The 25,495-nt window shown below is 60.0% G+C and carries 22 protein-coding genes; 3 read left to right on the forward strand and 19 right to left on the reverse strand.

Going from position 1 to position 25,495, the window contains the following annotated elements:
* The 7 genes from hscA to uvrB form a co-directional block, all read right to left on the reverse strand.
* Positions 1-1,869: a Fe-S protein assembly chaperone HscA gene (gene hscA, locus F7P80_RS05715; protein ID WP_151043356.1), complete on the reverse strand. Its 1,869-nt coding sequence runs from the start codon at positions 1,867-1,869 to the stop codon at positions 1-3.
* An 85-nt stretch (positions 1,870-1,954) separates the two neighbouring features.
* On the reverse strand, positions 1,955-2,473 hold the full coding sequence (gene hscB / locus F7P80_RS05720; protein WP_054067275.1) for a Fe-S protein assembly co-chaperone HscB: 519 nt from the start codon (positions 2,471-2,473) through the stop codon (positions 1,955-1,957).
* A gap of 83 nt (positions 2,474-2,556) precedes the next feature.
* Positions 2,557-2,880 carry an iron-sulfur cluster assembly protein IscA gene (gene iscA, locus F7P80_RS05725; protein WP_054067274.1) on the reverse strand — a complete coding sequence of 108 codons (324 nt, stop codon included), beginning with the start codon at positions 2,878-2,880 and terminating at the stop codon, positions 2,557-2,559.
* A 4-nt stretch (positions 2,881-2,884) separates the two neighbouring features.
* Complete coding sequence (gene iscU / locus F7P80_RS05730) at positions 2,885-3,286, reverse strand: Fe-S cluster assembly scaffold IscU (protein ID WP_054067273.1); 402 nt, start codon at positions 3,284-3,286, stop codon at positions 2,885-2,887.
* Positions 3,287-3,326: 40 nt separating this feature from the next.
* Positions 3,327-4,547, reverse strand: coding sequence for an IscS subfamily cysteine desulfurase (locus F7P80_RS05735; protein ID WP_151043358.1), 1,221 nt, complete (start codon positions 4,545-4,547; stop codon positions 3,327-3,329).
* 104 nt (positions 4,548-4,651) lie between these two features.
* Positions 4,652-5,188: a Fe-S cluster assembly transcriptional regulator IscR gene (gene iscR / locus F7P80_RS05740; protein WP_054067271.1), complete on the reverse strand. Its 537-nt coding sequence runs from the start codon at positions 5,186-5,188 to the stop codon at positions 4,652-4,654.
* A gap of 232 nt (positions 5,189-5,420) precedes the next feature.
* Positions 5,421-7,481 (reverse strand): excinuclease ABC subunit UvrB, encoded by a 2,061-nt coding sequence (gene uvrB, locus F7P80_RS05745; protein WP_151043360.1) that lies wholly within the window; start codon positions 7,479-7,481, stop codon positions 5,421-5,423.
* A 118-nt stretch (positions 7,482-7,599) separates the two neighbouring features.
* Between uvrB and F7P80_RS05750 the strand changes: the two genes are divergently transcribed.
* Positions 7,600-8,796, forward strand: a complete 1,197-nt coding sequence (locus F7P80_RS05750) for an amino acid aminotransferase (RefSeq protein WP_151043362.1) — start codon at positions 7,600-7,602, stop codon at positions 8,794-8,796.
* 290 nt (positions 8,797-9,086) lie between these two features.
* Here F7P80_RS05750 and F7P80_RS05755 read toward each other — a convergent pair whose 3' ends face one another.
* Complete coding sequence (locus tag F7P80_RS05755) at positions 9,087-9,791, reverse strand: YebC/PmpR family DNA-binding transcriptional regulator (protein WP_054067264.1); 705 nt, start codon at positions 9,789-9,791, stop codon at positions 9,087-9,089.
* A gap of 170 nt (positions 9,792-9,961) precedes the next feature.
* Here F7P80_RS05755 and F7P80_RS05760 point away from each other — a divergent pair, with 170 nt between their 5' ends.
* Positions 9,962-11,086 carry a PQQ-dependent sugar dehydrogenase gene (locus F7P80_RS05760; protein WP_151043364.1) on the forward strand — a complete coding sequence of 375 codons (1,125 nt, stop codon included), beginning with the start codon at positions 9,962-9,964 and terminating at the stop codon, positions 11,084-11,086.
* A gap of 156 nt (positions 11,087-11,242) precedes the next feature.
* Here the strand turns inward: F7P80_RS05760 and F7P80_RS05765 are convergent, their stop codons facing one another.
* The 3 genes from F7P80_RS05765 to rpiA form a co-directional block, all read right to left on the reverse strand.
* Complete coding sequence (locus F7P80_RS05765; protein ID WP_249041394.1) at positions 11,243-13,546, reverse strand: putative bifunctional diguanylate cyclase/phosphodiesterase; 2,304 nt, start codon at positions 13,544-13,546, stop codon at positions 11,243-11,245.
* A 677-nt stretch (positions 13,547-14,223) separates the two neighbouring features.
* Positions 14,224-15,453, reverse strand: a complete 1,230-nt coding sequence (locus F7P80_RS05770) for a nucleoside recognition domain-containing protein (RefSeq protein WP_054067261.1) — start codon at positions 15,451-15,453, stop codon at positions 14,224-14,226.
* Between the two features lie 21 nt (positions 15,454-15,474).
* Positions 15,475-16,167: a ribose-5-phosphate isomerase RpiA gene (gene rpiA / locus F7P80_RS05775; protein ID WP_054067260.1), complete on the reverse strand. Its 693-nt coding sequence runs from the start codon at positions 16,165-16,167 to the stop codon at positions 15,475-15,477.
* 36 nt (positions 16,168-16,203) lie between these two features.
* Here rpiA and F7P80_RS05780 point away from each other — a divergent pair, with 36 nt between their 5' ends.
* Positions 16,204-17,253: a quinone-dependent dihydroorotate dehydrogenase gene (locus F7P80_RS05780; protein WP_151043366.1), complete on the forward strand. Its 1,050-nt coding sequence runs from the start codon at positions 16,204-16,206 to the stop codon at positions 17,251-17,253.
* A 155-nt stretch (positions 17,254-17,408) separates the two neighbouring features.
* Here the strand turns inward: F7P80_RS05780 and F7P80_RS05785 are convergent, their stop codons facing one another.
* From F7P80_RS05785 to lpdA, 8 genes are all read right to left on the reverse strand, one after another.
* Positions 17,409-17,786: a hypothetical protein gene (locus F7P80_RS05785; RefSeq protein WP_130932709.1), complete on the reverse strand. Its 378-nt coding sequence runs from the start codon at positions 17,784-17,786 to the stop codon at positions 17,409-17,411.
* Positions 17,783-18,178 carry a phage holin family protein gene (locus F7P80_RS05790; RefSeq protein WP_054067257.1) on the reverse strand — a complete coding sequence of 132 codons (396 nt, stop codon included), beginning with the start codon at positions 18,176-18,178 and terminating at the stop codon, positions 17,783-17,785. The genes F7P80_RS05785 and F7P80_RS05790 overlap by 4 nt, the downstream gene beginning before the upstream one ends.
* A gap of 48 nt (positions 18,179-18,226) precedes the next feature.
* Positions 18,227-18,532: a glycine zipper domain-containing protein gene (locus F7P80_RS05795; protein ID WP_054067256.1), complete on the reverse strand. Its 306-nt coding sequence runs from the start codon at positions 18,530-18,532 to the stop codon at positions 18,227-18,229.
* Between the two features lie 123 nt (positions 18,533-18,655).
* Positions 18,656-19,771 (reverse strand): NAD(P)/FAD-dependent oxidoreductase, encoded by a 1,116-nt coding sequence (locus F7P80_RS05800; RefSeq protein WP_151043368.1) that lies wholly within the window; start codon positions 19,769-19,771, stop codon positions 18,656-18,658.
* A 63-nt stretch (positions 19,772-19,834) separates the two neighbouring features.
* Entirely contained in the window at positions 19,835-21,889 is a 2,055-nt protein-coding gene (yoaA, locus tag F7P80_RS05805) for a DNA repair helicase YoaA (protein WP_077344622.1), read from the reverse strand.
* A 111-nt stretch (positions 21,890-22,000) separates the two neighbouring features.
* Positions 22,001-22,714, reverse strand: coding sequence for a hypothetical protein (locus F7P80_RS05810; RefSeq protein ID WP_151043370.1), 714 nt, complete (start codon positions 22,712-22,714; stop codon positions 22,001-22,003).
* A gap of 59 nt (positions 22,715-22,773) precedes the next feature.
* Positions 22,774-23,877: a cell division protein ZapE gene (gene zapE, locus F7P80_RS05815; RefSeq protein WP_151043372.1), complete on the reverse strand. Its 1,104-nt coding sequence runs from the start codon at positions 23,875-23,877 to the stop codon at positions 22,774-22,776.
* A gap of 110 nt (positions 23,878-23,987) precedes the next feature.
* The gene (lpdA, locus tag F7P80_RS05820; protein ID WP_151043374.1) at positions 23,988-25,415 is read right to left on the reverse strand and encodes a dihydrolipoyl dehydrogenase; all 1,428 of its coding nucleotides are present in this window, start codon (positions 25,413-25,415) and stop codon (positions 23,988-23,990) included.
* Positions 25,416-25,495: the final 80 nt, after the last annotated feature.

A 25,495-nucleotide genomic window follows, 5' to 3' on the forward strand; every position in this document is an offset into this window, starting at 1 on the left:
TTAAGAGATAGATTGCACGCTCTTACCCGCCAGCGCTTCGCGAATATTGCGATTCATGCGCTGCGCGGCAAAAGCTTCTGTCCCCTTGGCCAGGGCCTGTGTGGCAGCTTCGATCTGCGCGGCGTCTTCGGACGCCTGCACAGCACGCAATTGCTCCATCAGGGCGTGGATTTTTTCCAGCGCTTCGGGTTGTAGCAGATCCGCATCGGCTTCCAGTGCACTCATGGTGGCCAGCAGCATGCGATCTGCATCCACGCGCGCCTCCACCAGCGCACGGGCTTTCATGTCCTGCTGCGCGGTGGCAAAGCCATCTTGCAGCATCTGGGCAACTTGTTCATCCGACAGGCCGTAGGAAGGCTTCACATCAATGTGTGCTTCCACGCCGCTGGTCTGCTCCTTGGCAGAAACGGACAGCAGGCCATCCGCATCCACGGTAAAGGTCACGCGAATACGCGCTGCACCTGCTGCCATGGGCGGAATGCCACGCAGCTCAAAGCGCGCCAGACTGCGGCAGTCTGCCACCAGATCGCGCTCACCCTGTACCACGTGGATGGCCATGGCCGTCTGGCCGTCCTTATAGGTGGTGAAGTCCTGCGCACGGGCCGCAGGAATGGTTTCGTTGCGCGAGATGATGCGCTCCACCAGACCGCCCATGGTTTCAATGCCCAGCGACAGCGGAATCACATCCAGCAGCAGCAGGTCACCGGCTGCATTGTTGCCCGCCAGCTGGTTGGCCTGGATGGCTGCGCCCAGCGCCACGACTTCGTCGGGGTTCAGATTGGTCAGCGGCTTGCGATCAAAGAAAGCCTCTACCGCCTCCTGCACCTGTGGCATGCGGGTGGAGCCACCCACCATGACCACGCCCTGCACTTCTTCAGGCTGCAGGTCTGCATCACGCAGTGCACGGCGCACAGCGCTGATGGAGCGCTTGGTCAGCGCAGCAGTGGCCTGATCAAAGTCCGCACGCGTGACGCGCTGCTCCAGACGCTGGCCGCTGTGCAAATCCATGCTAAACACGGCTTCATCACTGTCGGTCAGCGCTTCCTTGCAACGCTTGGCGGCCATGCGCACGGCTGCCAGATCCTGCACCTGCGACAGCGACACACCCGCCTGAGCCAGTACCCACTGTGCCAGCGCCTGGTCATAGTCATCACCGCCCAGCGCGGAGTCACCACCCGTGGCAATCACTTCAAACACGCCCTTGGTCAGACGCAGGATGGAGATGTCAAACGTACCGCCACCCAGGTCATAGACGGCGTAAATGCCTTCGCTGGCGTTATCCAGGCCGTAGGCAATGGCAGCAGCAGTAGGCTCATTGATCAGACGCAGCAGATTGATGCCCGCCAGCTTGGCCGCATCCTTGGTGGCCTGGCGCTGCGCATCATCAAAATACGCAGGCACGGTGATCACAGCACCGTACAGGTCGTCGTTGAAGGTGTCTTCGGCACGGTAGCGCAGCGTGGCCAGAATTTCCGCACTGATTTCCACGGGCGACTTCACACCGGCACGTGTGTGCAGGCTGACCATGCCCTGTGCACCACCATCTTCAAAGCGGTAAGGCAGCTGCTCCTGGTTACCGATATCTGCCAGCGAACGCCCCATGAAGCGCTTGACCGACACAATGGTGTTGGCCGCATCTTCCACGGCAAAAGCCTTGGCATCGTCACCAATTTGGCGCTTGCCCGCTTCTGCATATCTCACGATAGAGGGCAGCAAAATCCTGCCTTGCGTATCTGGCAGGCACTCTGGCACACCATTGCGCACCGCTGCCACCAGGGAGTGCGTGGTTCCTAAGTCAATACCCACCGCAATGCGGCGCTGGTGTGGATCTGGCGATTGCCCGGGTTCTGAGATTTGCAGTAAAGCCATGGCTTTGTCTATTCCATTCAATGGCCAGCATGCACTGCCAGCCTGGACCCTGCCGTGCAGCAATGCAGCGGCAAAGCACCAATAATCATTGTCCCAACTGGTCGCGTCGTGCTTCGATGTCGGCGCGGAAGCGCTCCACAAACATCAACGAGCGCACTACCTGCACCGCCTCTGCGGCACCTTCTGGTGACTGCAGCAAAAGCTCGCATTTTTGCAGCATCTGCTTGCGCACCGCCTGCACTTCCTGATCCAGCGCGTCGATGGCATCTTCTGTTTCCGCCTCTTCCAGCGCTTCACGCCATTCCATTTGCTGCATCAGAAAAGCAGCAGGCATGGCGGTGTTGTCTTCGGCACGCACAGGCACGCCGTACAGTTCACACAGATAGGCCGCACGCTTGAGGGGGTGCTTCAAGCGCTGATACGCCTCGTTGATGCGCACAGACCATTGCATGGCAATGCGCTGCGCCACGCCGCCCTCGGCCGAGAAGCGGTCAGGGTGCGCTTGCTTTTGCAGCTCTTTCCAGCGTGCATCGAGCAGATCACGGTCCAGCACAAACTGGCGCGGCAGCCCCATCAGCTCAAAATCGTCGGATTGCAGATTCATATCAATAAAAAACCGCCAACACATGCGCGATGGCGGTTCTCAATGCAGTGCTCTACCCTGCTGCAAGCAGCAAAGCAGCGCTGTTACACGCGAAAGCTCTCGCCGCAACCGCAGCGATCACGCTCGTTGGGATTGTGGAACTTAAAGCCTTCGTTCAAACCTTCGCGCACAAAGTCCAGCTCTGTGCCATCGATGTAAGCCAAGCTCTTGGGGTCGATCAGCACCTTCACACCGTGGCTTTCAAACACCACATCTTCAGGCTCCGCCTCGTCCACATACTCCAGCTTGTAAGCCAGGCCAGAGCAGCCTGTGGTTTTGACCCCCAAGCGCACGCCAATACCCTTGCCACGTCGGGCCAGGTAGCGCCCCACGTGACGAGCAGCCGCTTCCGTCAGCGTAATCGCCATGGCGTTACTCGGCAGACACGGCTTCGCCGCGCTTGGCTCGGTAGTCGTCCACTGCAGCCTTGATGGCGTCTTCTGCCAGGATGGAGCAGTGCACCTTCACGGGAGGCAGTGCCAGCTCTTCAGCAATCATGCTGTTCTTCAGCGCAGCAGCTTCATCCAGCGTCTTGCCCTTGACCCACTCTGTCACCAGAGAGGAAGAAGCAATGGCAGAGCCGCAGCCGTAGGTTTTAAAACGAGCGTCTTCGATCACGCCGGTTTCGGGGTTGACCTTGATTTGCAGCTTCATCACGTCGCCACAGGCTGGCGCACCCACCATGCCGGTACCAACAGTGTCGTCACCCTTTTCAAAGGAACCAACGTTGCGGGGGTTTTCGTAATGGTCAATGACCTTGTCAGAGTAAGCCATGATGTCTACCTCTTGATTTCAATGGTGTGTTGCAAGGCGCTTAGTGCGCGGCCCACTGGATGGTGCTCAGATCAACACCGTCCTTGTACATTTCCCACAGGGGGCTGAGTTCACGCAGCTTTTCAACGTTCTTGCGAATCGAAGCGATGGCGTAATCAACTTCTTCCTCTGTCGTGAAGCGACCGATGGTGATACGCAGCGAGCTGTGCGCCAGCTCATCCGAACGCCCCAGGGCACGCAGCACATAGCTGGGCTCCAGGCTGGCCGATGTACAGGCGGAACCGGAAGACACTGCCAGGCCCTTGATACCCATGATCAGGGACTCGCCTTCCACGAAGTTGAAGCTGATGTTCAGGTTATGGGGCACGCGGTGCTCCAGATCACCATTGACGAACACTTGCTCAAGATCCATCAGACCGTCGAGCAGACGCTGCTGCATGCGCTTGGCGTGCTCGTAGTCCTTTTGCATGTCTTCCTTGGCGATGCGGAAAGCTTCGCCCATGCCCACGATCTGGTGGGTCGCCAGCGTGCCGGAGCGCATGCCACGCTCATGGCCACCGCCGTGCATCTGCGCTTCCAGACGCACGCGAGGCTTGCGGCGCACGTACAGCGCACCGATGCCCTTGGGGCCGTATGTCTTGTGCGAAGCCAGGCTCATCAGATCCACAGGCATGGTCTGCATGTCCAGAGGCATCTTGCCTGTGGCCTGTGCAGCGTCCACGTGGAAGATGATGCCCTTTTCGCGGCAGATTGAACCAATAGCATTCAAGTCCTGGATCACGCCGATTTCATTGTTCACAGCCATCACGCTCACCAGGATGGTGTCAGGGCGGATAGCTGCCTTGAAGGCTTCCAGATCCAGCAGACCGTTTTCCTGCACGTCCAGATACGTCACTTCAAAGCCTTCACGCTCCAGAGCGCGCATGGTGTCCAGCACGGCCTTGTGTTCTGTCTTGACAGTGATCAGGTGCTTGCCCTTGCCCTGATAGAAGTGCGCAGCACCCTTGATGGCCAGGTTGTCAGACTCGGTTGCACCGCTGGTCCAGACGATTTCGCGGGGGTCTGCATTGATCAGCTCAGCCACTTGCGTGCGGGCCTTTTCAATGGCTTCTTCGGCTTCCCAGCCCCAGGCGTGACTGCGAGAGGCAGCATTACCAAAGTGCTCACGCAACCATGGAATCATGGCGTCCACCACGCGAGGATCGCAGGGAGTGGTTGCGCCGTAGTCAAGATAAATGGGGAAATGTGGGGTCTGGTCCATGACTGGCTCTATTGAAATCAACGCAGCAACTACAGGAAGCTGCCTTTTCGAAAATCCGAACATTTCTACCGAGCAAGCCCGGTAGAGCACCTCAAGCAATGAAGTTAAGACTTGGCAAAAACGTTGCCCAGCGCAAACACCGAGTTGGGGGCATTCACACGGATAGGCTTCACCACAGGCGCCGTGGAAATGGCGCGGCGCACCACAGGCTTGTCCTCAATCTGGACGCCCTTGGCCAGCTGCTCATCCACGAGCTTTTGCAGCGTGACGGAATCCAGAAATTCCACCATGCGCTGGTTCAGTGCAGACCACAGTTCGTGTGTCATGCAGCGACCAGCTTCGCCCATGCAGTTTTCCTTGCCGCCGCACTGGGTAGCGTCAATAGGTTCGTCCACGGAGACAATGATGTCTGCCACGGTAATTTCCGCTGCCTTGCGGGCCAGCGTATAGCCGCCGCCAGGGCCACGGGTTGACTCCACCAGTTCATGACGGCGCAGCTTGCCAAACAGCTGCTCCAGGTAGGACAACGAAATTTGTTGACGCTGACTGATCGCCGCCAGCGTAACGGGACCATTGTTCTGGCGCAGGGCCAAATCGATCATGGCTGTGACCGCAAAGCGGCCTTTAGTTGTAAGACGCATCGTGAGCTCCTTCAGTCAGGCTGTTCGTTACAGAAACATCAATCACGGATTACCGGATTGACTACCGTCTCCGCCCTTACTCCGTCCTGCAAAAGGCGCAGAGCCCTTCTTCATGAAGTTTTGTTGTTGTTGAGTAATGTGTAGGAGTATAGCACAAACCCCATTATTTTGGTCGGGTACATCCAATCGCGGCAATCGCCACAGGCTATCGCCGCACTCCCTCCAGGGTTGCTCAAGCTCCAAAAAGCTCTTGTTTTAATAGCGCCAACTGGTCGCGGATACGGGCCGCAGCTTCGAATTCCAGGTTCTTGGCACGCTCCAGCATTTCCTTCTCCAGCCGCTTGATTTCCTTGGCCAGTTCCGCTTCGGAGAGCACCTTCCCCGCCGCATTCGAAGAATGAATTTGCAATTGTTCACTGGCCGAACGTGCACCTTTTTCGCTATAAACCCCATCAATCAGATCTTTCACCCTCTTGACAAGTGCTTTTGGCGTAATTCCGTTGGCTTCGTTAAACGCCATCTGCTTGGCACGGCGGCGTTCGGTTTCACCAATGGCCTTGCGCATGGACTCGGTGATGCGGTCGGCATACAAAATGGCCTTGCCGTGCAGGTTGCGCGCGGCGCGGCCAATCGTCTGAATCAGGCTGCGCTCAGCACGCAGAAAGCCTTCCTTGTCGGCATCCAGAATCGCAACCAGTGACACCTCGGGAATATCCAGCCCTTCGCGCAGCAAGTTGATGCCAACGAGCACATCAAACACACCCAAACGCAGGTCTCGGATGATTTCCACACGCTCCACCGTATCAATGTCTGAGTGCAGATAGCGCACCTTGACGCCGTTTTCGCTCAGGTAGTCTGTCAGCTGCTCGGCCATGCGCTTGGTCAGTACTGTGATCAGCACCCGCTCATTTTGTTCCACGCGCAGGCGAATTTCCTGCAGGACATCGTCCACCTGATGGGTAGCCGGACGCACCTCAATCTCAGGGTCCACCAGCCCGGTGGGGCGCACCACCTGCTCGATCACCTGCCCGGAATGGGTCTTTTCATAGTCAGCAGGCGTGGCCGAGACAAAAATCACCTGGCGCATGCGCTGCTCAAACTCTTCAAACTTGAGCGGACGGTTGTCCAGCGCCGAAGGCAGGCGAAAGCCATACTCCACCAGCGTGGTCTTGCGCTGGCGGTCACCGTTGTACATGGCGTTGAGCTGGCCAATCATCTGGTGGCTTTCGTCCAGAAACATCACGGCATCTTTGGGCAGATAGTCCGTCAGCGTGCTGGGCGGCTCACCGGGTGCTGCGCCCGAAAGGTGGCGCGTGTAGTTCTCAATCCCTTTGCAGTGCCCTACTTCGCTGAGCATTTCCAGATCAAAGCGGGTGCGCTGCTCCAGGCGCTGCGCTTCCACGAGTTTGCCCATGCCTACCAGCTGCTTGACGCGCTCGGACAGCTCCAGCTTGATGGTTTCCACCGCCGCCAGCACCTTGTCACGCGGCGTCACATAGTGGCTGCTGGGGTAGACGGTAAAGCGCGGAATACTCTGGCGCACACGACCTGTGAGTGGGTCAAACAGCTGCAGGCTGTCCACCTCGTCATCGAACAGCTCAATGCGCAGGGCCAGCTCGGAGTGTTCCGCCGGGAAGACGTCAATCGTGTCGCCGCGTACACGGAACGTGCCGCGCGAGAAATCCTGGTCATTGCGCTGGTACTGCATGCGAATGAGCTGGGCAATCACATCGCGCTGGCCCACACGGTCGCCCGTGCGCATGGTCATCACCATCTGGTGGTAGCTCTCTGGCGCGCCAATACCGTAGATGGCAGAGACCGTGGCCACGATCACCACATCGCGGCGCTCCAGCAGACTCTTGGTGCAGGACAGGCGCATCTGCTCGATGTGCTCGTTGATGGCGCTGTCCTTTTCAATGAACAGATCGCGCTGCGGCACATAGGCTTCAGGCTGGTAGTAGTCGTAGTAGCTGACGAAATACTCCACAGCGTTCTTGGGAAAGAACTCGCGAAACTCGGAATACAGCTGCGCCGCCAGGGTCTTGTTGGGCGCAAAGACGATGGCAGGCCGCCCCAGGCGCGCAATCACATTGGCCATGGTGAAGGTCTTGCCCGAACCCGTCACACCCAGCAGCGTCTGAAAAGCTTCACCGTCCTCCACGCCTTCCACCAGCTTCTCAATGGCTGCAGGCTGGTCACCCGCTGGCGGGTAAGGCTGGAACAGCTCAAACGGTGAGTCAGGGAAGTGCACAAACTGTCCTGCAGGGGGCTGGTGAATATTTTCGTCTTGCATAGTTTCATGACGCAGGCGCATAGAGTGCAGCCAGCGTAAAATGGCGAGCTAACCCTCTAGCCTACCGCAGGTGTTAGCTAAGGGTGGCCCGTTAGATTTCTACCCTCAAGGACTGTCCATGTCTCTGTTTACCGCCGTCGAAATGGCACCCCGCGACCCCATTCTGGGTCTGAACGAACAATTTGCCGCTGACACCAACCCTAACAAGGTGAACCTGGGTGTAGGCGTGTACTTCGACGATAACGGCAAGCTGCCTTTGCTCAAGTGCGTACAGGCTGCTGAAAAGGCCATGATGGAAGAGCCCAAGGCTCGCGGCTATCTGCCCATCGACGGGATTGCTGCCTACGACAGCGCCGTCAAGGGCCTGGTTTTTGGCGCTGACTCCGAAGTCGTGCAATCTGGCCGTGTGGCCACTGTGCAGGCCATCGGCGGCACAGGCGGCCTGAAGATCGGTGCCGACTTCCTGAAGAAGCTCAGCCCCAACGCCAAGGTGCTGATCTCCAACCCCAGCTGGGAAAACCACCGCGCCATCTTCCAGAACGCTGGCTTCGAAGTGGGCACCTATTCCTACTACGACGCAGCCACCCGCTCGATCAACTTTGACGGCATGCTGGCTGACCTGAACGCCGCTGCTGCTGGCACCATCGTGGTGCTGCACGCCTGCTGCCACAACCCCACCGGCTACGACATCACTGCCGAGCAGTGGGAACAGGTGATTGCCGTGGTCAAGGCCAAGGGCCTGGTCGCATTCCTGGACATGGCTTACCAGGGCTTTGGCCACGGTATTGCCGAAGACGGCGCCGTGATCGGCAAGTTCGTGGCTGCAGGCCTGAACATCTTTGTGTCGACTTCCTTCTCCAAGAGCTTCAGCCTGTACGGCGAACGCGTGGGTGCCCTGTCCGTGGTGGCCAACGACAAGGAAGAAGCTGCCCGCGTGCTGTCGCAGCTGAAGATCGTGATCCGCACCAACTACTCCAACCCTCCTACACACGGCGGTGCTGTGGTGGCTGCGGTGCTGAACAACGCCGAGCTGCGCGCTCTGTGGGAAGAAGAGCTGGCTGGCATGCGCGTGCGCATCAAGGAAATGCGCCAGAAGCTGGTGGACGGCCTGAAGGCTGCTGGCGTGCAGCAGGACATGAGCTTCATCACCACCCAGATCGGCATGTTCTCATACTCCGGCCTGTCCAAGGAACAGATGATCCGTCTGCGCTCCGAGTTTGGCGTGTACGGCACTGACACTGGCCGTATGTGCGTGGCTGCGCTCAACAGCAAGAACATTGACCACGTGTGCAAGGCGATTGCCGCTGTGATCTAAGTCTGTGAACGCCATGCCGCGCCCTCAAAGCCCGGCATGCAGCGCACACCAAAAAGGCAAGGTGATTCTCACCTTGCCTTTTTTCATGGCTGCTACCTGCCGCTACAAACAGGTAAATCTAAAAAAATAGCTTCCAGCGCTTGTAAATCAATGATTTCAGATAGTTTTATATCTGAAACATTGGAAATTCAAGCGCTGGCAGCTCTCTTTTTTATAAAACAGCACCCAAAACAAAGGCTGCCGAAGCAGCCTTGTTGCCGTGCATCGCCATGGCTGGCGAGGCTGCGCAATCAGTCAATCAGACCGACGAAGACGTTCTGCACGTCATCATCATTGTCCAGACCGGCCAGGAAGGCCTGCACTTCTTCCTGCTGCTCGGCAGACAGGCTGGACATGCTCACAGGGTTCTTGGCCTTGTAGCCCAGCTTGGCCGACAGCACCTTGATGCCATGCGCAGGCAGGGCTTTGGACACTGCGTCCAGATCGGTAGGCTCGGTGATGAACAGGGTCACGCCCTCTTCGTCGCCCGCTTCAAAGTCTTGTGCACCGGCTTCGATGGCGGCCAGTTCGGGGTCGGCACCGTTTTCGGCTTCGCCTTCAATCATGCCCACGTGGTCAAAATCCCAGGCCACGGCCGTCATCTGGCCCTTGCGGAAGCACACGCGCATATTGGGAGCGGTACGGTTGGGGTTGTCGGTCAGACACTCCACCATCACGGGCACGCGATGGGGGGCATAGCCTTCAAAAATCACGCTGGAGTAGTTAACCGCATCAGCGCCTGCACCCGAGCCTTTTTTGATGGCACGGTCCAGCGTGTCCTTGGGCATGGAAGCCTTGCGCGCTGCTTCAATGGCCATGCGCAGGCGCGAATTGCCTGTGGGGTCGCCTCCGCCCAGACGGGCTGCGACCGTAATTTCCTTGACCAGTTTGCCAAACAGCTTGCCTTTGGCATCCGCAACCAGGGCCTTGCCCTTGGCTTTCCATTGCGCTCCCATACGGGGCCTTTCTCGAAAAAGAACAAAAAAACCGCACGAGCAGTGCGGCATAGAATGCTTCGATTTATACACCTGCACCATAGGCCACAGCGCCAGCATTGCCAAGTTTTTTGACGACTCAGGCGCTGTTCTTGCGTGTTCGCAAAGTTTTGATGAGGAGACATTCGCCCATGGCCACCCCCAGCTTTTTGCGCACCACCCCCGCCCTGTTCTGTGCTGCCCTGCTGCAGCTTGGCAGCGCACACGCCCTGCAAGTGCAGCCCGAAGTGGTCGCCCAGGGATTGCAGCGCCCCTGGGCCGTAGCCTTTTTGCCCGATGGCAAATTCCTCGTCACCGAGCGCCCCGGCCGCCTGCGCACCATCACCCCCGATGGCACGCTGGGCGCACCCATTCAGGGCCTGCCCGCCATTGCCGTGGGCGGCCAGGGTGGTCTGCTGGATGTGGTGCTGGACAGTGACTTTGCCCGCAACCGCACGCTGTACTTCTGCTTTGCCGAGCCAGGGCTGAACGGCAGCAACAGCACGGCGCTGGCCAAGGCGCAGCTGTCACCAGACGAAACGCAGCTGGAAAGCGTTCAGACCATCTTCAGCCAGCAACCGAAGAAAGCCAGCCAGCTGCACTTTGGCTGCCGCATCGTAGAGCGGCCCGATGGCACGCTGCTGCTCACACTGGGCGAGCGCTCTTTCTTCAAGGAAGAAGCGCAGAACCTGCAAAGCCACCTGGGCAAGATCGTGCGCATTCACAAGGATGGCAGCGCGCCCCCGGACAACCCCTTTGTGGGCCGCAGCGATGCCCTGCCTGAAATCTGGAGCTACGGCCACCGCAGCCCACAGGGCGCAGCACTGGCACCGGACGGCAGCTTCTGGATGAATGAGCACGGCCCGCAGGGTGGCGACGAAATCAACCGCCCTGAGCCCGGCAAGAACTACGGCTGGCCCGTGATTACCTATGGTGAGAACTACGGCGGCGGCAAGATTGGTGCAGGCATCACGCACAGGGAAGGCATGGAGCAGCCCGCACACCAGTGGACGCCGTCGATTGCCGTTTCTGGCATGACCTTTATCACCTCAGACCGCTACCCTGAATGGAAAGGCCAGATGGTGGTCGGCGCACTGCGCGCCAAGCGGCTGGAGCGTATTACGCTGGATGGTGACAAGGTGGTGAAGACCGAACACCTGCTGCCCAACCTCGGCCAGCGTGTGCGTGATGTGCGCCAGGGGCCAGACGGCTGGCTGTATGTGCTGACCGATGAAAGCAAAGGGCAGCTGTTGCGCTTGCGCACGCCCGCGCCTTAAGCGGCAAGCTTTGCGCCTTAGAGCTGCTAACACTACCCAGCAAACCGCAGGTTTGCGTTTGAGACGAGGCCGGGCCGCGCAGGCGCGAAGCCGCAGGCAGCACAAGGCGTACGACAAGGCTTCGCAACGACGTATCAAAGGTTGTGTAAGCGGGTCTTATGACAGGTGCACCACGCCTTGACGCAACAAAGCTTCTGCCTGCACCGCGGTAACGGGGCGGCTGAGAAAATAGCCCTGCGCCACATCACAGCCAGCGGTCTTGAGGTAGACCAGCTGGTCTTTCAGTTCCACCCCTTCTGCCACCACCTGCATGCGCAGGTTGTGCGCCAGCGTGATGATGGATGTCACCAGCACACCGGCCTCTGTGCTGGTGCGCAATTCATTGACGAATGATTTATCCAGCTTGATGGTGTTGATGGGCAGGTTGCGGATCTGGCTCAGGCTGGAAAAGCCGGTCCCGAAATCATCCAGCGCAATCCTCACCCCTATGTGCTGTAACTGCGCCAGCACACGTGCAGCAATGCCTGCGGGCTCTACCAGACAGCTTTCCGTGATTTCGATCTGGATATCCGAGGTTCTTACGCCGTAGTGCTGCAGCCAGGTGGTCAGCCGCACGGGAAAGCCACTGTCAGCCAGCTGCAGGGGGGACACATTGAATGCCACAGGCACCAGATCCAGCCCTTGCATGCGCCAGGCGGCAATCTGGCGGCAGCAGGCCTGCATGACCCAGTCGCCCAGTGCCTGCACATGCCCATGTGCCTCAGCCAGTGGCACAAAATCGCCGGGGTAAATCAGGCCAAGCTCCGGGTGCTGCCAGCGCACCAGTGCTTCAAAACTGTCGATGGAGCAGTCATCCAGCCGCACTTTGGGCTGGAAATGCAGCACCAGCTGCTCACTGGCAATGGCCTGCGGCAGCTGGCGTGTCAGGCGCAGACTGCGCTCCGTATCCAGCTCCGGCAGGCGATCGTAGAAAGTAAAGCGGTTGCGCCCTGCTTTCTTGGAGGCGTACATGGCGGCATCCGCATGGCGGCACAGCACCTCCACATCATGGCCATCGCGCGGGAACAAAGCGATGCCCATGCTAGGCGAGGTATGTATGGGCGCAGCATCCAGCCCCTCATAAGGGGCAGCCAGGGCTGCCACCAGCTTGCTGGCTAGCGCCTCCACGTCTTCCATTCGCTCCAGCGCCGTCACCAGCACCGCAAACTCATCCCCACCCATGCGGGCAATCACGTCAGAGCTTCTGAGGATGCTGCGCAAGCGCTGGGCCACGGCCTGCAGCAAGGCATCGCCCACATGGTGCCCAAAGGAATCATTGATCTGCTTGAAACGGTCCATGTCCAGATACAGCAGCGCATAGTGCTTGCGGCTGCGCCGGGCCAAGGCCAGGTGACTGGAAACCAGCTCATGAAACATGCGCCGGTTGTGCAGCCCTGTCAGATGGTCACTAGAGGCCAGATCCAGCGCCCTTTGCTTTTCCTGCTCCAGCTGTGCAATCAGCGTCTGCTTGTCGTGGTCTGCCCTGGCCAGCGCTTCATAAAGATGCTGCTTGCGCTGCAAGGTACGCAGCACGGCAATGGTGGCCATGATGGCCATCAGCGACACCGCCGCCAGCAGCCATCTGGTGCCTGTGACATGCTCTTGCTGTGCTGCGCGAATTTCCGCCCACTCCCGGCTCGCCACCACCGTCAAAGGCACATCGGCAACGCGATGGAATTTGGCCAGACGCATATCACCTGCGCCCAGCGCCAGATTGATTTCTCCAGAGCGCTCCTGCAAGCGCGCCACTGCGGAGAGTTGCTGCACGGGCTGCGCCAGCAGGCCGCCACCGGCCAGCGCTGCCACCACGCTGCCATCCTGCGCCACCAGGTGCAGCATGCCGCTGCTGCCGAGATCCATGTCCCGGTACAGCCGCAGAAAGTAGCCCATGTCCATATGCAGCACCAGCAAGGCCTGCAATACATCATCTGGCCCGTGCAGGCACAGCAGCAAAGGCACTTGCAGCACATGCGGCGGCTGTATCGCAGGCGCGGCTTCTGGCTGCAGCACACGGACCTGCGGACATGCATGCTGCTGTGCCTGCAAACTGTGCAGCAGCGCGGCGCTGATCTCAGCACCAGCCAGATGCTGGCCATCAGCGCTGTACAAGGCGTGGCGCAGAAAAACGCGGTCACGCTGCAGCATTTGCTCCAGCTGCTGCTGCCAGCCGCGTTGCCCCCATAAGCCCTGCTGCGCCACAGCAGCTGCCAGCTGCGCTTTTTCCACCACCTGGCGCAGGTTCTCAGCCACGATGGCAGCCATGCCCGCCTGCTTCATGCGTGCGGCCTGGTCCACCTGCCGCGCCTGTGTCTGCCAGTGCTGGCTGCTAAACCACCAGAGCAGCAACAAAATGGCCATGACCGTGCCCACAATGGCCGCATGCAATGGTTGCCAGCCTTGCAACCAGCGACGCCAGAACACACAAGAAACAGGCAATTGAGGAGTTGGCGAAAGCACAGCGGCAGCACACATGGCAAGAACTCAAAGGAGTTCTACATTCTGTTACCGCGCAGTGACAAGGCTGTGACACAACGCCAAAGGCTAGGCCCGTCACCGCCTCAGGCCGCTACCGTGCACGAAAAGGCAAGATATCCGCTTCACTTCCGCAAGCGGGAGAGGGGGTAAATACAAAATCCATAGCTACCAGTGCTTGATACATGGGCGCTACAGCCATATTTCATGAAGCACCCAACGACAGGTGCTCCCCCCACTCCCTTCTACCTGCGCCGAGGCGCACAGCCTGTGGGGTGGCGTGTGCGCAGCAAGACGCGGGCGCAGCGCACACGCTTCGTAGACTGACTCGCCGCAGCTGTCTGTGCGCAACGACAAAGGCGTGCAGCGAGTTCTGCGGCGCACCCCACAGGCGAGCACCGCAGGTTACCCGCAGCGAATGCGAAGGGTCGCAGGTAACAGAGTCGCCTTTCTTTTACTCTCCACTCACATTGCTCCGCCATATGAGTTCCGCCCCACACAAGCGTGAAGATTCCTTTTCTTTGGCAAGGCAAAGAAAAGGAAATCGGCTGTCGGGGCGAAACCCGACCCCCTTCGGCAAGCCAAGCATGCCACCCCCAACAAGCCCACCAAGCTCTATCGCACGCTCACCCAAAAAACCAATACGTGACCCCAATCGCCGCTACCACCCCCGCCAGCTCTGCCAGCAGCGCACAAGGCACTGCATGGCGGGCCTTCTGAATGCCTACTGCGCCAAAGTACACCGCCAGCACATAAAAGGTGGTTTCGGTACTGCCTTGAATGGTGGCGGCAGCCAGCGCGGCAAAACTGTCCACACCCTGGCTTTGCATGGTTTCAATCAGCATGGCGCGGGCGGCGCTGCCGGAAAAGGGTTTGACAAGGGCCGTGGGCAACGCATCCACAAAGCGGCCATCCATGCCCAGCAGGTGGACGCACCAGCGAATGGCGTCCAGCACATAGTCCAGCGCGCCCGAGGCGCGAAATACCCCCACGGCGCAGAGCATGGCGACCAGGTACGGCAGCAGGCCCTTGGCCACATCAAAGCCTTCTTTGGCGCCTGCCACAAAGCTGTCATACACCGGCACCTTCTTGTACGCACCCATGCAGACAAACAGCAGAATCAAAGCAAACAGCGTGAAGTTACCCAGCAAGGATGACAGCGAAGCCAGCGCCGCCGCACTGAGCGTGGTCAGCAGCGCCATGAACGCCGCCAGGCCCAGCGCCACAGGCAGCAGATAGGCCAGTACCACGGGGCTAAAAATGGGTAGCCGCTGCACCAGTGCCACGGACAGCAGCCCGACCAACGTAGAAGCCGACGTAGCCAGCAAGATGGGCAGAAACACCAGAGTGGGGTCTGCCGCGCCCTGCTGCATGCGGTACATAAAGATGGTGACGGGCAGCAGCGTGAGCGATGAGGCGTTGAGCACCAAGAACAGAATCTGCGCGTTGGTGGCAGTGTCAGGCTTGGGGTTGAGCTCCTGCAGCGCCTTCATGGCTTTGAGGCCCATGGGCGTGGCGGCGTTGTCCAGCCCCAGGCCATTGGCAGCAAAGTTCAGGGTGATGAGGCCCAGCGCCGGGTGGCCGCGTGGCACTTCAGGCATGAGCTTGGCAAACAGCGGCCCCAGCACCTTGCCCAGCCACTGCACCACACCTGCTTCTTCGGCAATGCGCAAAAAGCCCAGCCACAGAGTGAGCGTGCCAAACAGCAGCACCATGACCTCGACCGAGAGCTTGGCCATGGCAAACAGTGCCTGCACCATCTGTGCAAACACTTGTGGCTGCCCGCCCACCAGCCATTGGGCCAGTGCCGCGATGGCAGCCACGATAAAAAAGCCCAACCAGAGGATGTTGAGCATGGCTTACTTAGGAAGCGGTGATCAGTAGGTGAAGGTTTTCACACCAGCGGCCGTCCCCATCAGGCAGACGGAGGCCTTCTGGTGGGCAAACACGCCTACGGTGACCACACCGGGCCACTGGTTGACTTCGCTCTCAAACGCCAGCGGATCGGTAATGCGCAGGCCGCGCACGTCCAGAATGTGCTGGCCGTTGTCCGTCACCAGCGGCTGGCCGTCCTTCATGCGGATGGTGGCTGTGCCGCCCATGGCTGCAAACTTGCGCGCAATCTGTGCGGCGGCCATGGGGATGACTTCCACTGGCAGGGGGAAGTTGCCCAGGGCTTCGACCAGCTTGGATTCATCCACGATGCAGACAAACTGCTTGGCCTGGGCTGCGACGATCTTCTCGCGCGTGAGTGCAGCGCCACCGCCCTTGACCATGAATCCCTTGCCGTCGATTTCGTCCGCGCCGTCGATGTAGACCGACAGGCTTTCAACGGTATTGGCATCGAAAACCGTGATGCCCAGCGCCTTCAGGCGCTCTGTGCTGGCCACGGAGCTGGACACCGCACCCTTGATCTGGTCCTTCATGGAGGCCAGTGCATCAATGAACTTGTTGACCGTGGAGCCAGTGCCCACCCCCACGATCTCGCCGGGAACCACGTATTGCAGTGCGGCTTGACCGACCAAAGTTTTCAATTCATCTTGGGACAAAGGAGCTTGAGGTGTCGTCATGAGAGAGAATCCGGTTAATCCACCGAATTATTCCCTATGTCACTGATCCCCTACGCGCTCGTGCGACCCTTTCTCTTTGGTATGGATGCCGAACAGGCCCATGACTTCACGATGAACATGCTGGCCAAGGGCCAGGGCACACCGCTGCAGATGGCCTGGTCTGCACCGCAGGTGAACGACCCCATCACGCTGGCGGGGCTGCACTTCCCCAACCGCGTGGGCATGGCTGCGGGTCTGGACAAAAACGCCCGCTGCATCGATGCGCTGGCGGCCATGGGCTTTGGCTTTGTGGAAGTGGGCACCGTCACGCCCAAGCCCCAGCCCGGCAACCCCAAGCCGCGCATGTTCCGCCTGCCAGCGGCCAAGGGCATCATCAACCGCTTTGGTTTTAACAATGACGGGCTGGATGCCTTTATCGCCAACGTCAAGAAGTCCACCGTGCGCGCACAGGACAAGCCCCTGCTGTTGGGCCTGAACATTGGCAAGAACGCGGTCACACCCATCGAAGAAGCCACGAACGACTACCTGATCTGCCTGGAGGGCGTGTACCCCCATGCCGACTATGTGACGGTCAACATCAGCTCCCCCAACACCAAGAACCTGCGCGCGCTGCAAAGTGACGAGGCGCTGGACAGCCTGCTGGGCGCGATTGCCACCAAGCGCGAGGAACTGGCTGCCGCACAGGGCCGCCGCGTGCCCATCTTTGTGAAGATTGCGCCCGATCTGGACGAGAACCAGGTCAAGGTGATTGCAGCGACCTTGCAGCGCCACGGCATGGACGGTGTGATTGCCACCAACACCACGCTCAGCCGCGATGCCGTCAAGGGCATGGAGCACGGCGAGGAAGCCGGTGGCCTGAGCGGTGCGCCCGCGTTTGAAGCCAGCAACCGCGTGATCAGCCAGCTGCGCGCTGCGCTGGGCAAGGGCTTTCCCATCGTCGGCGTGGGCGGCATCATGAGTGCACAAGACGCCGTCGCCAAGATTCACGCCGGTGCAGACGTGGTGCAGATCTACAGCGGTCTGGTCTATGCAGGCCCTGCGCTGGTGACGGAAGCAGCCAAGGCCATCAAGGCCATGCGCCCTTGAGCAAAACCTCAAAAAATATAGCTTCCAGCGCTGGATATTCATGGATTTCAGATAGAAAAGTATCTGAAAGCCTTTAAACATCAGCGCAAGCAGCTATCAAAACAAAAGTCCAGCACCAGGCTGGACTTTTTTCATGGTGCGGACCAAAGCCGCAATCAGCGCTTGAAGCGACTGATCAAAGGCAGCACCCAGGCGCTGTAGCGCATGATGCGGCGCGGGCCAATCATCAAGGCTGCGCCCACCGCCGTTGCTGTAGCAAACGGGTGCAGTCTGGCAAAGGCCACCACGCGATCTGGCAGGGGCGCATCAGCACGCAGCACAGGCTTTTGCTCTTGCTTGAGCGCAAGCGCCTGCTGCTGGGCCTTGCTGGCCTGCGTCAGACGGTCACGCTGCTTGGCTATGCGCTCCAGCACGGCACGTTCCGCCGCACCAGCCTTGAGCCAACGGTGATCTTTTTCCAAAGCTTCGAGTGCAGACAGTGTTACAGGTGATTCACTGTGCGACTCGGCAGGTGTAGATACAGAGGTATTCACAGCCGCTCCTTGATCAATGACCAGTCCTTGGCCAGTTCCGCGCGTGTGAGTTCAAACGGCCTGCTGGACTTGCGCAGCACCGCCACCAGCACCAGCAGTGTTGCCACCCACGCCACAAACCATACACAGGCGATCACCCATGCCACCACGGTGCGCTGGGGCGAGTCCCAGAACTGCACCATCACGGCCATGGAGATCAGCAGCAGGGCCACAATGGTCAACCCGCCCATCACAATGCCCAGCACAAAAATGGTCTGCATGCGCTTTTTCTGCGCAGACCATTCCAGCCGAGCCAGTTCTATGCGGTCTTCTGCTGCGATGGCCCCCTCATTGAGGTTGGTCCGAATGCGCGCTAATAAACTGTCCAATCCAATCGCTGACATCCAGTTCACGGCAGATTTCCTTTGCTGGGAGGGAAAACAAGGGGCTCACGTCCACGCTTAGCGACGGGCCAGCAAGAAGCCCAGCAAGGCACCCACGGCCAGTGCAGCACCTGCCACGCGCCATGGTTCGTCATGGGCATAGCGGTCAGCGGCATAGGCTGCGTCCTTGGCCTGACGCGCTGCTTCGTAAGCGGCGTTCAGGGTCTTTTCACGCACCTGGTATACGCTTTCGTCCAGCTTTTCGCGCAGCACATTGATCTGGGGGATGGCGTCCAGATCCTTGCTGGCCAGCAGGGTGCGAACGTCAGTGACCAGCTTTTCGAGATCGGCTTGAGCGGAAGAAACGGTGTCAGAAATTGCCATGATGGATACCTTTCTAGCTATCAGAAGAACAATCAGAGGCCCGAACCTGTGTGGCCCGGGCAACGAAGACTGCGTCAGCATCTTAACGAATGCAGCAGCCCTCACCAAGTCAGTCAACAGCCATCATGCATTGCCAGCGCTTTTCAGCATTTGCAGAACATGATCGCCAATCGCCATGCAGCTGGTCAGTCCGGGCGACTCAATGCCAAACAGATTCACCAGTCCGGCAATGCCGTGGGTGCTGCTGCCCTGAATGACAAAGTCTGCCACGGCTTCCCCCGGCCCGGAAATTTTGGGGCGCATGCCTGCATAGCCGGGGGCCAGTGCATCGTCCTTGAGCTGGGGCCAGTACTTGCGCACCTCGGCATAAAAGCCTGCGCAGCGCTGTGGGTCCACCTGCAGCTGATCCGGGCTGTCTACCCATTCCACATCCGGGCCAAACTTGGCCTGCCCGCCCAGGTCCAGCGTCAGATGCACGCCCAGGCCTGCGGCTTCCGGCACGGGATAGATCAGATGGCTGAACGGTGCCTTGCCGCTGAGCGTGAAATAGTTGCCCTTGGCAAAGTAGGCCGTAGGCACATGCTTGGCATCCAGCCCCTGAATACGCGAAGCCACCTCGGGCGCATACAGGCCTGCGGCATTGATGACTTCCTGCGCCAGCAGTTCAGTACCGTCTTCGGTGCGCAGCAAGATGCCATCGGCCTGCACCTGGCCTGCCACCACAGGCGAGAGCAAGGCCAGCGCGCCGCCAGCTTGCTCCATATCGCCCTGCAGTGCCAGCATCAGCCCATGGCTGTCCACAATGCCGGTGCTGGGTGAAAGCAGCGCTGCCTGGCATTGCAGTGCAGGCTCCAGCGCCTGCGCCTGGTCGCGCGTGAGGAGTTGCAGGTCATGCACGCCATTGGCCGCTGCTTTTTGCTGGATCTGCTGCAACTGCGCGACCTGCTCGCCACTGGTGGCCACAATCAGCTTGCCGCAGCGGCGGTGTTCCACATTTTTTTCTGCGCAGTAGGCATACAGCAGTTCCTTGCCCTGCACGCACAGCCGCGCCTTGAGCGAGTCTTTGGGGTAGTAGATGCCGGCATGAATCACCTCGCTGTTGCGAGAGCTGGTGCCCGTGCCAATCGCATCGGCCGCCTCCAGCACAATCACCTCGCGGCCTGACTGGGCCAGCGCACGCGCCACAGCCAGCCCCACCACACCTGCACCAACCACTACGGTTTGCACCTGATCGACCATTTGTCTGCCCCCTAATGAATTTGTCTCTGCGCCTAGCGTACGCCGATTGCGAACCCATCAGGCTTAAGAATTGCTGACATCGTCCTCATCAGCAGGCGCAGTCTCTACAGGCAGTTCTCCACGCACCAAACGTGCCAGCGCGTCTTCAAAAGCTTCCCGCGTGCCAATGCGATGCATGGGGGGCAAAGCCTGCACCAGGCGCTTGCCATAAGACTTGGTGCGCAGCCGGGTGTCAGCCACCACCAGAATGCCGGTGTCAGTTTCGCTGCGAATCAGGCGGCCCGCCCCCTGCTTGAGCGCCATGGAGGCCTCGGGCAGCATGTAGTCCACAAAGGGGCTACGGCCAATGGACTCCAACTGGCGCGAACGGGCATCGACCAGCGGGTCGTCCGGCGGCGGGAAAGGCAGCTTGTCAATCACCACCAGCTGCAACGCATCGCCCGGAATGTCCACGCCCTCCCAGAACGTGGAAGACGCCACCAGCATGCAGCCGCGACCGTTGACCGCGCCTGCGCGAAAGCGCTCCATCAGCACATGCTTGGAGCCCTGCCCCTGCACCAGCACGTCCATGGGTTCAAACATGCCAAAGCGCTGCTGCAGCAGCTGGCCGATAGTCTCCAGGGCCTTGAGCGTGGTGGTGAGTACCAACGTGCGGCCACCCAGCACCTGGGCGCCATCGCCTGCAAGCTGCGCCACCGCAGCGCTGTGTTCAGCCTGCTGCGCGGGGTCTGGAAACACTTCAGGCACATAGAGCACCGCCTGGCGCTGGTAGTCAAACGGGCTTTCTACCTTGAGCACCCGTGCCTGTCGCAGGCCGCAACTTTCCGTGAACCAGCGCATGTCATCGTCATCGCCCAGCGTGGCCGAGGTAAACACCCAGGCCTGGCGCGGTGCGGCGGCTTCGTCCTGGGCATCGTCCGTGTCCTGCAGGTGCTCCCGCATCAGGCGGGCAATGTTCAGGGGCGACTCCATCAGCCGCAGGTGCTGGCGCGTCACTTCCAGCCAGCGCACTGCGTCATCAGGCACAGGCTGGGCGAAGCTGGCCAGCTGCGACAGCAGGCGTGCACCGCGCTCGTACAGCGGCAGCAAGGCATGGGCGGTTTCTGTCACCTGCGCCAGTGCCAGCAGCAAGGCGCGCAAGGCCTGCCCTGTGGCATGCAGGCCTTTGCGCCAGCTGCTCTCCGGCAGCCCATCCGGTGCAGCCCCCAGCCAGCGCAACCTTGTGCCCTGCGGCACGCTGCCCGCCACTGCCCGCCAGGTGTTGATGGCGTGCTCCAGCTGGGCCAGCAGCTGCATCCAGTCTGCCTGCCCCCGGGCATGCAGGTTCACATCAGCCAGCACATCCTTGATATAGCCCTGCAGCTGGCGTGTCCCCAGTACCCAGCCCGCAAACTGAATGCCGGTTTCGTTGAGCTGGTGGGCCTCATCCATGACCACGACACCGGCGGAAGGCAGCAACTGCGCCACGCCCGAGTCGCGCACTTCCATGTCGGCAAAAAACAGGTGGTGGTTAACCACGCAGATATCGGCCTGCAGCGCCTGTGCACGTGCGGTGTTGACGTGGCACTGCTCCCAGTGCTCGCAGCTGCTGCCCAGGCAGTTGTCCTTGGTGGAAGTGACCAGCGTGGTCACGGCAGAGTTTTCGGCCAGCCCCGGCAGCTCCGCCAGATCTCCCGTGCGTGTGCCATGCGACCATTGCTGCACACGGGCAACGGCGCGCAACACCTGGGGGTCCAGCGGCACTTTGCTCTGGTGGACCTGGCCCATGCGGTGCAGGCACAGATAGCTGGAGCGGCCTTTCAGGCGCGCAATGCGCAGCGGCATGCCCAGCGCCTGCACCAGCCGTGGCAGGTCACGCAGATAAAGCTGATCCTGCAAGGCCTTGGTGGCGGTGGAGATCACCACGCGCTTGCCGCACAGCAAGGCAGGCACCAGATAGGAAAAAGTCTTGCCCACGCCCGTGCCGGCTTCAGCCACCAGCACGCCACCACTTTCAATGGTGGCAGCCACGGCCAGCGCCATGGCGGTCTGCCCGGTGCGCGGGCGGAAATGTGGCTCTGCACGTGAGAGCCAGCCGTCCTGCGCAAAGGCTGCGGCAACTTGTTCCTCAAGAGTCATGGGGGCTATCCACGTGGCAGTCAGTCACCACAGGCACAGGAACTACAAAGATTTCAGCCCGTACTTCCCACTGAAATCGCCACAGCTATGGCACTGGCGACCCGGGCCGCATCAGTCCTTGGGCTGGGGCAAACCTTCGGGCACAGGCAATGGATTGCCGCGCTGCACATTGGGCTGCGACTCCTTGCTGGCGCGGCGTTCTGCGGCTTTTTGCTGCTTTTCCTGCATGGATTTTTTCACGCGGGCGCGGCGCTCTTCCTCAGCTTGCTCACGCTCAGCAAGCTCCACAGCCTTGTTCTGGCGTGCCTGCTCGGTCTTGACCGCACGCTCACGCGCCTGTGCTTCACGCTCTGCCTGTACGCGCGCCAGATCAGCCTCCGACTGCGCTGCAGATGGCGTTACCGATGGCTCTGCGGCAGCTTGCTCTGGATTGGCTTTTTCAGCCGCTGCAGAAGGCGCCCGACGCTCTGTGGCGTTCATGGGTGCGGGGCTGCGCTCACGTTTTTTCTGCTCAATCTGGCGCAGGCGGGCATCAGCCTTTTCCTGACGCTCCTGCTGCTTGAGTTCCAGTTCACGCTGGCGCAGCGGCAGCTCCTGCTCACGTGCGGTCTGGCGCGCATCGCGCAGACAGTGCTCCACCGCAAAGCGCTGCCAGCAGGCCGTTTCGGCTTCCTTTCTGCGGGCTTCAATGGTCTGACGCGCCTGTTCAATCTCGGCACGCTCCCTGTCACGCGCCTGTGCACGCTGCTCAAGTGCGGCAGCATGGGCCGCCTCATCCTGCACATCGCTCTGTGCGCAGACAGCGGCAGACAGCAGACTCAACATCAGGGCACTGCACGTACGGGGAAGCCAGCAAGAAAGGTTCATGGTTGCTCGTCAAAAACTCAGGTCAGTCCAGTATCTACCACGCGGCGTTCGAGCGACAGATACTCTTGCGACTGCATTTCATTCAAGCGTGACACTGTACGCGGAAATTCATGGGCCAGTGGGCCTTCGGTGTACAGCTGTTCAGGAGGCACGGCTGCCGACATGATGAGTTTGACGCGACGGTCGTACAGCACATCCACGAGCCAGGTAAAGCGGCGTGCAGGCGATGCCATGTTGACCGGCATGTAAGGCACGTTGGACAGCAGCACCGTATGGAACTGCGAGGCAATTTCCAGATAGTCGTTCTGCGAACGGGGACCGCCACACAGTTCGCGGAAGTCAAACCAGATCACGCCACCAGCACGGCGCACGGCAGGAATCTCGCGCGACTCGATCTTGAACAGCGGTTTTTCTTCGGGCGCATCGATCAGCTGCTCAAAGGTCTGCTGCATCGCAGCGTCAGAGGACTCTCCCAGCGGGCAGTGGTAGAGCTTGAGCTTTTCCAGCGTGCGGCGGCGGTAGTCCGTGCCATTGTCCACGTTCACCACATCCATGCGTGTGTTGAGCAGATCAATGGCGGGCAGGATACGGTCGCGGTGCAGGCCGTCCGGATACAGGCCATCGGGGGTGAAGTTGGACGTGGTCACAAAACCCACACCGTTGTCAAACAGAGCCATCAGCAGACGGTACAGGATCATGGCGTCCGTGATGTCCGCCACGTGGAATTCGTCAAAGCAGATGAGCTTGTAGCGCTTGGCAATTTTTGCACCCAGGGCATCGAGCGGGTTCTGCGTGCCCTGCAGCAGATGCAGCTCGCGGTGCACCTCGCGCATGAACTCATGAAAGTGCAGGCGTACCTTGCGCTTGATGGGGACGGTATTGAAAAAGCAATCCATCAGAAAGCTCTTGCCGCGCCCCACCCCGCCGTACATGTAGACACCACGCGGGATTTCAGGTTTGCGAAACAGCTTCTTGATCGCGTTCGAGCGTTGCGCCTTGTAAGCGGCCCAATCATCGGCACAGCGCTGCAGCGCTTCTACGGCGCGCAGCTGCGCAGGGTCGGCAGTAAAGCCTTTGGCGGCAAGTTCGGCCTCGTAGGCCGCACGGACAGACTGGCTCATGCTCAACAATTCTTTCTGCTTGCCTGCCTCACACGCAGGCAATACATAAAACGATAGCGCCAAGCGCAGGCAGAACCTGGGCTTGGCGGCTATTTGGCTTCTAAAAAAGTTTAGAAGTTCAGCGTACGCTTATCCACGGCCAGCGCAGCTTCCTTGGTGGACTCGGACAGCGATGGGTGTGCGTGGCAGATACGGGCGATGTCTTCGCTCGATGCCTTGAACTCCATGGCCACAACAGCTTCGGAGATCAGTTCGGAGACCATGGGGCCGACCATGTGCACGCCCAGGATTTCGTCGGTCTCGGCATCGGCCAGGAACTTCACCATACCCGTGGTATCGCCCAGGGCACGTGCACGGCCGTTGGCCAGGAAGGGGAAAGTACCAGCCTTGTACTTCACGCCCTGCTCCTTGAGCTGCTGCTCATTGCGGCCTACCCATGCCACTTCGGGGCTGGTGTAGATCACGGAAGGCAGTGTCGCAAAATTCACATGACCATGCTGGCCAGCGATGCGTTCGGCCACTGCCACGGCTTCTTCTTCCGCCTTGTGTGCCAGCATGGGGCCACGCACCACGTCACCCACGGCCCACACGCCAGGCAGATTGGTCTTGCACTCGTCGTCCACGACGATCATGCCGCGCTCGTCCACCTTCAGGCCCACGGCTTCCGCGTTCAGACCATTGGTGTTGGCGGTACGGCCGATGGAGACGATCAGCTTGTCCACTTCCAGCGTCTGGGCTTCGCCCTTGGCATTGGTGTACTCCACCTTCACGCCTGCACCGGAGGTGTCGACGTTGGAGATCTTCACGCCCAGCTCGATCTTCAGGCCTTGCTTGTCAAAAGCCTTCTTGGCTTCCTTGGCGATCTGCTCGTCCACAGCGGGCAGGAACTTGTCCATGCCTTCCAGCACGGTCACTTCCGTGCCCAGACGGCGCCAGACGGAACCCATTTCCAGACCGATCACGCCAGCGCCGATCAGACCCAGCTTCTTGGGTGCTGCGCCGATGCGCAGTGCGCCGTCGTTGGACAGCACCTTTTCTTCGTCAAAAGGCACGCCGGGCAGTGCACGGGCGTTGGAACCTGTGGCCACCACGATCTGGTTACCCACCAGCGTTTCTTCGCTCTTGCCTGCAACCTTGATTTCGTAGCCGCCTTCCACTGCCTTCACAAATGAAGCCAGACCGTGGAAGAAAGTGACCTTGTTCTTCTTGAACAGGTACAGGATGCCGTCGTTGTTCTGCTTCACGATGGCGTCCTTGCGGGCGATCATCTTGGGCACATCGATGGCCACTTCACCCGTGCTGATGCCGTGCTCACCGAAGTGCAGCTTGGCATGTTCAAAGTGCTCGGACGACTGCAGCAGGGCCTTGGAAGGAATGCAGCCCACGTTGGTGCAGGTACCGCCAGGTGCAGGCGTGCCAGCAGCGGTGCTCCAGGCATCAATACATGCCACGTTCTTGCCCAGCTGGGCAGCGCGGATGGCTGCGATGTAGCCGCCGGGGCCGGCGCCGATCACGATAACGTCAAATTGCTTGCTCATGTCTCAAAATCTCTTGTCTGAAGTGCTTGAAAAAACCCACCGCAGGGCGTGGCCGAGGGTGGGTTTTCGTCGTGGTGCGA

The sequence above is a fragment of the Comamonas kerstersii genome, assembly GCF_008801935.1.
In the GTDB taxonomy this organism is placed as follows: domain Bacteria; phylum Pseudomonadota; class Gammaproteobacteria; order Burkholderiales; family Burkholderiaceae_C; genus Comamonas; species Comamonas kerstersii.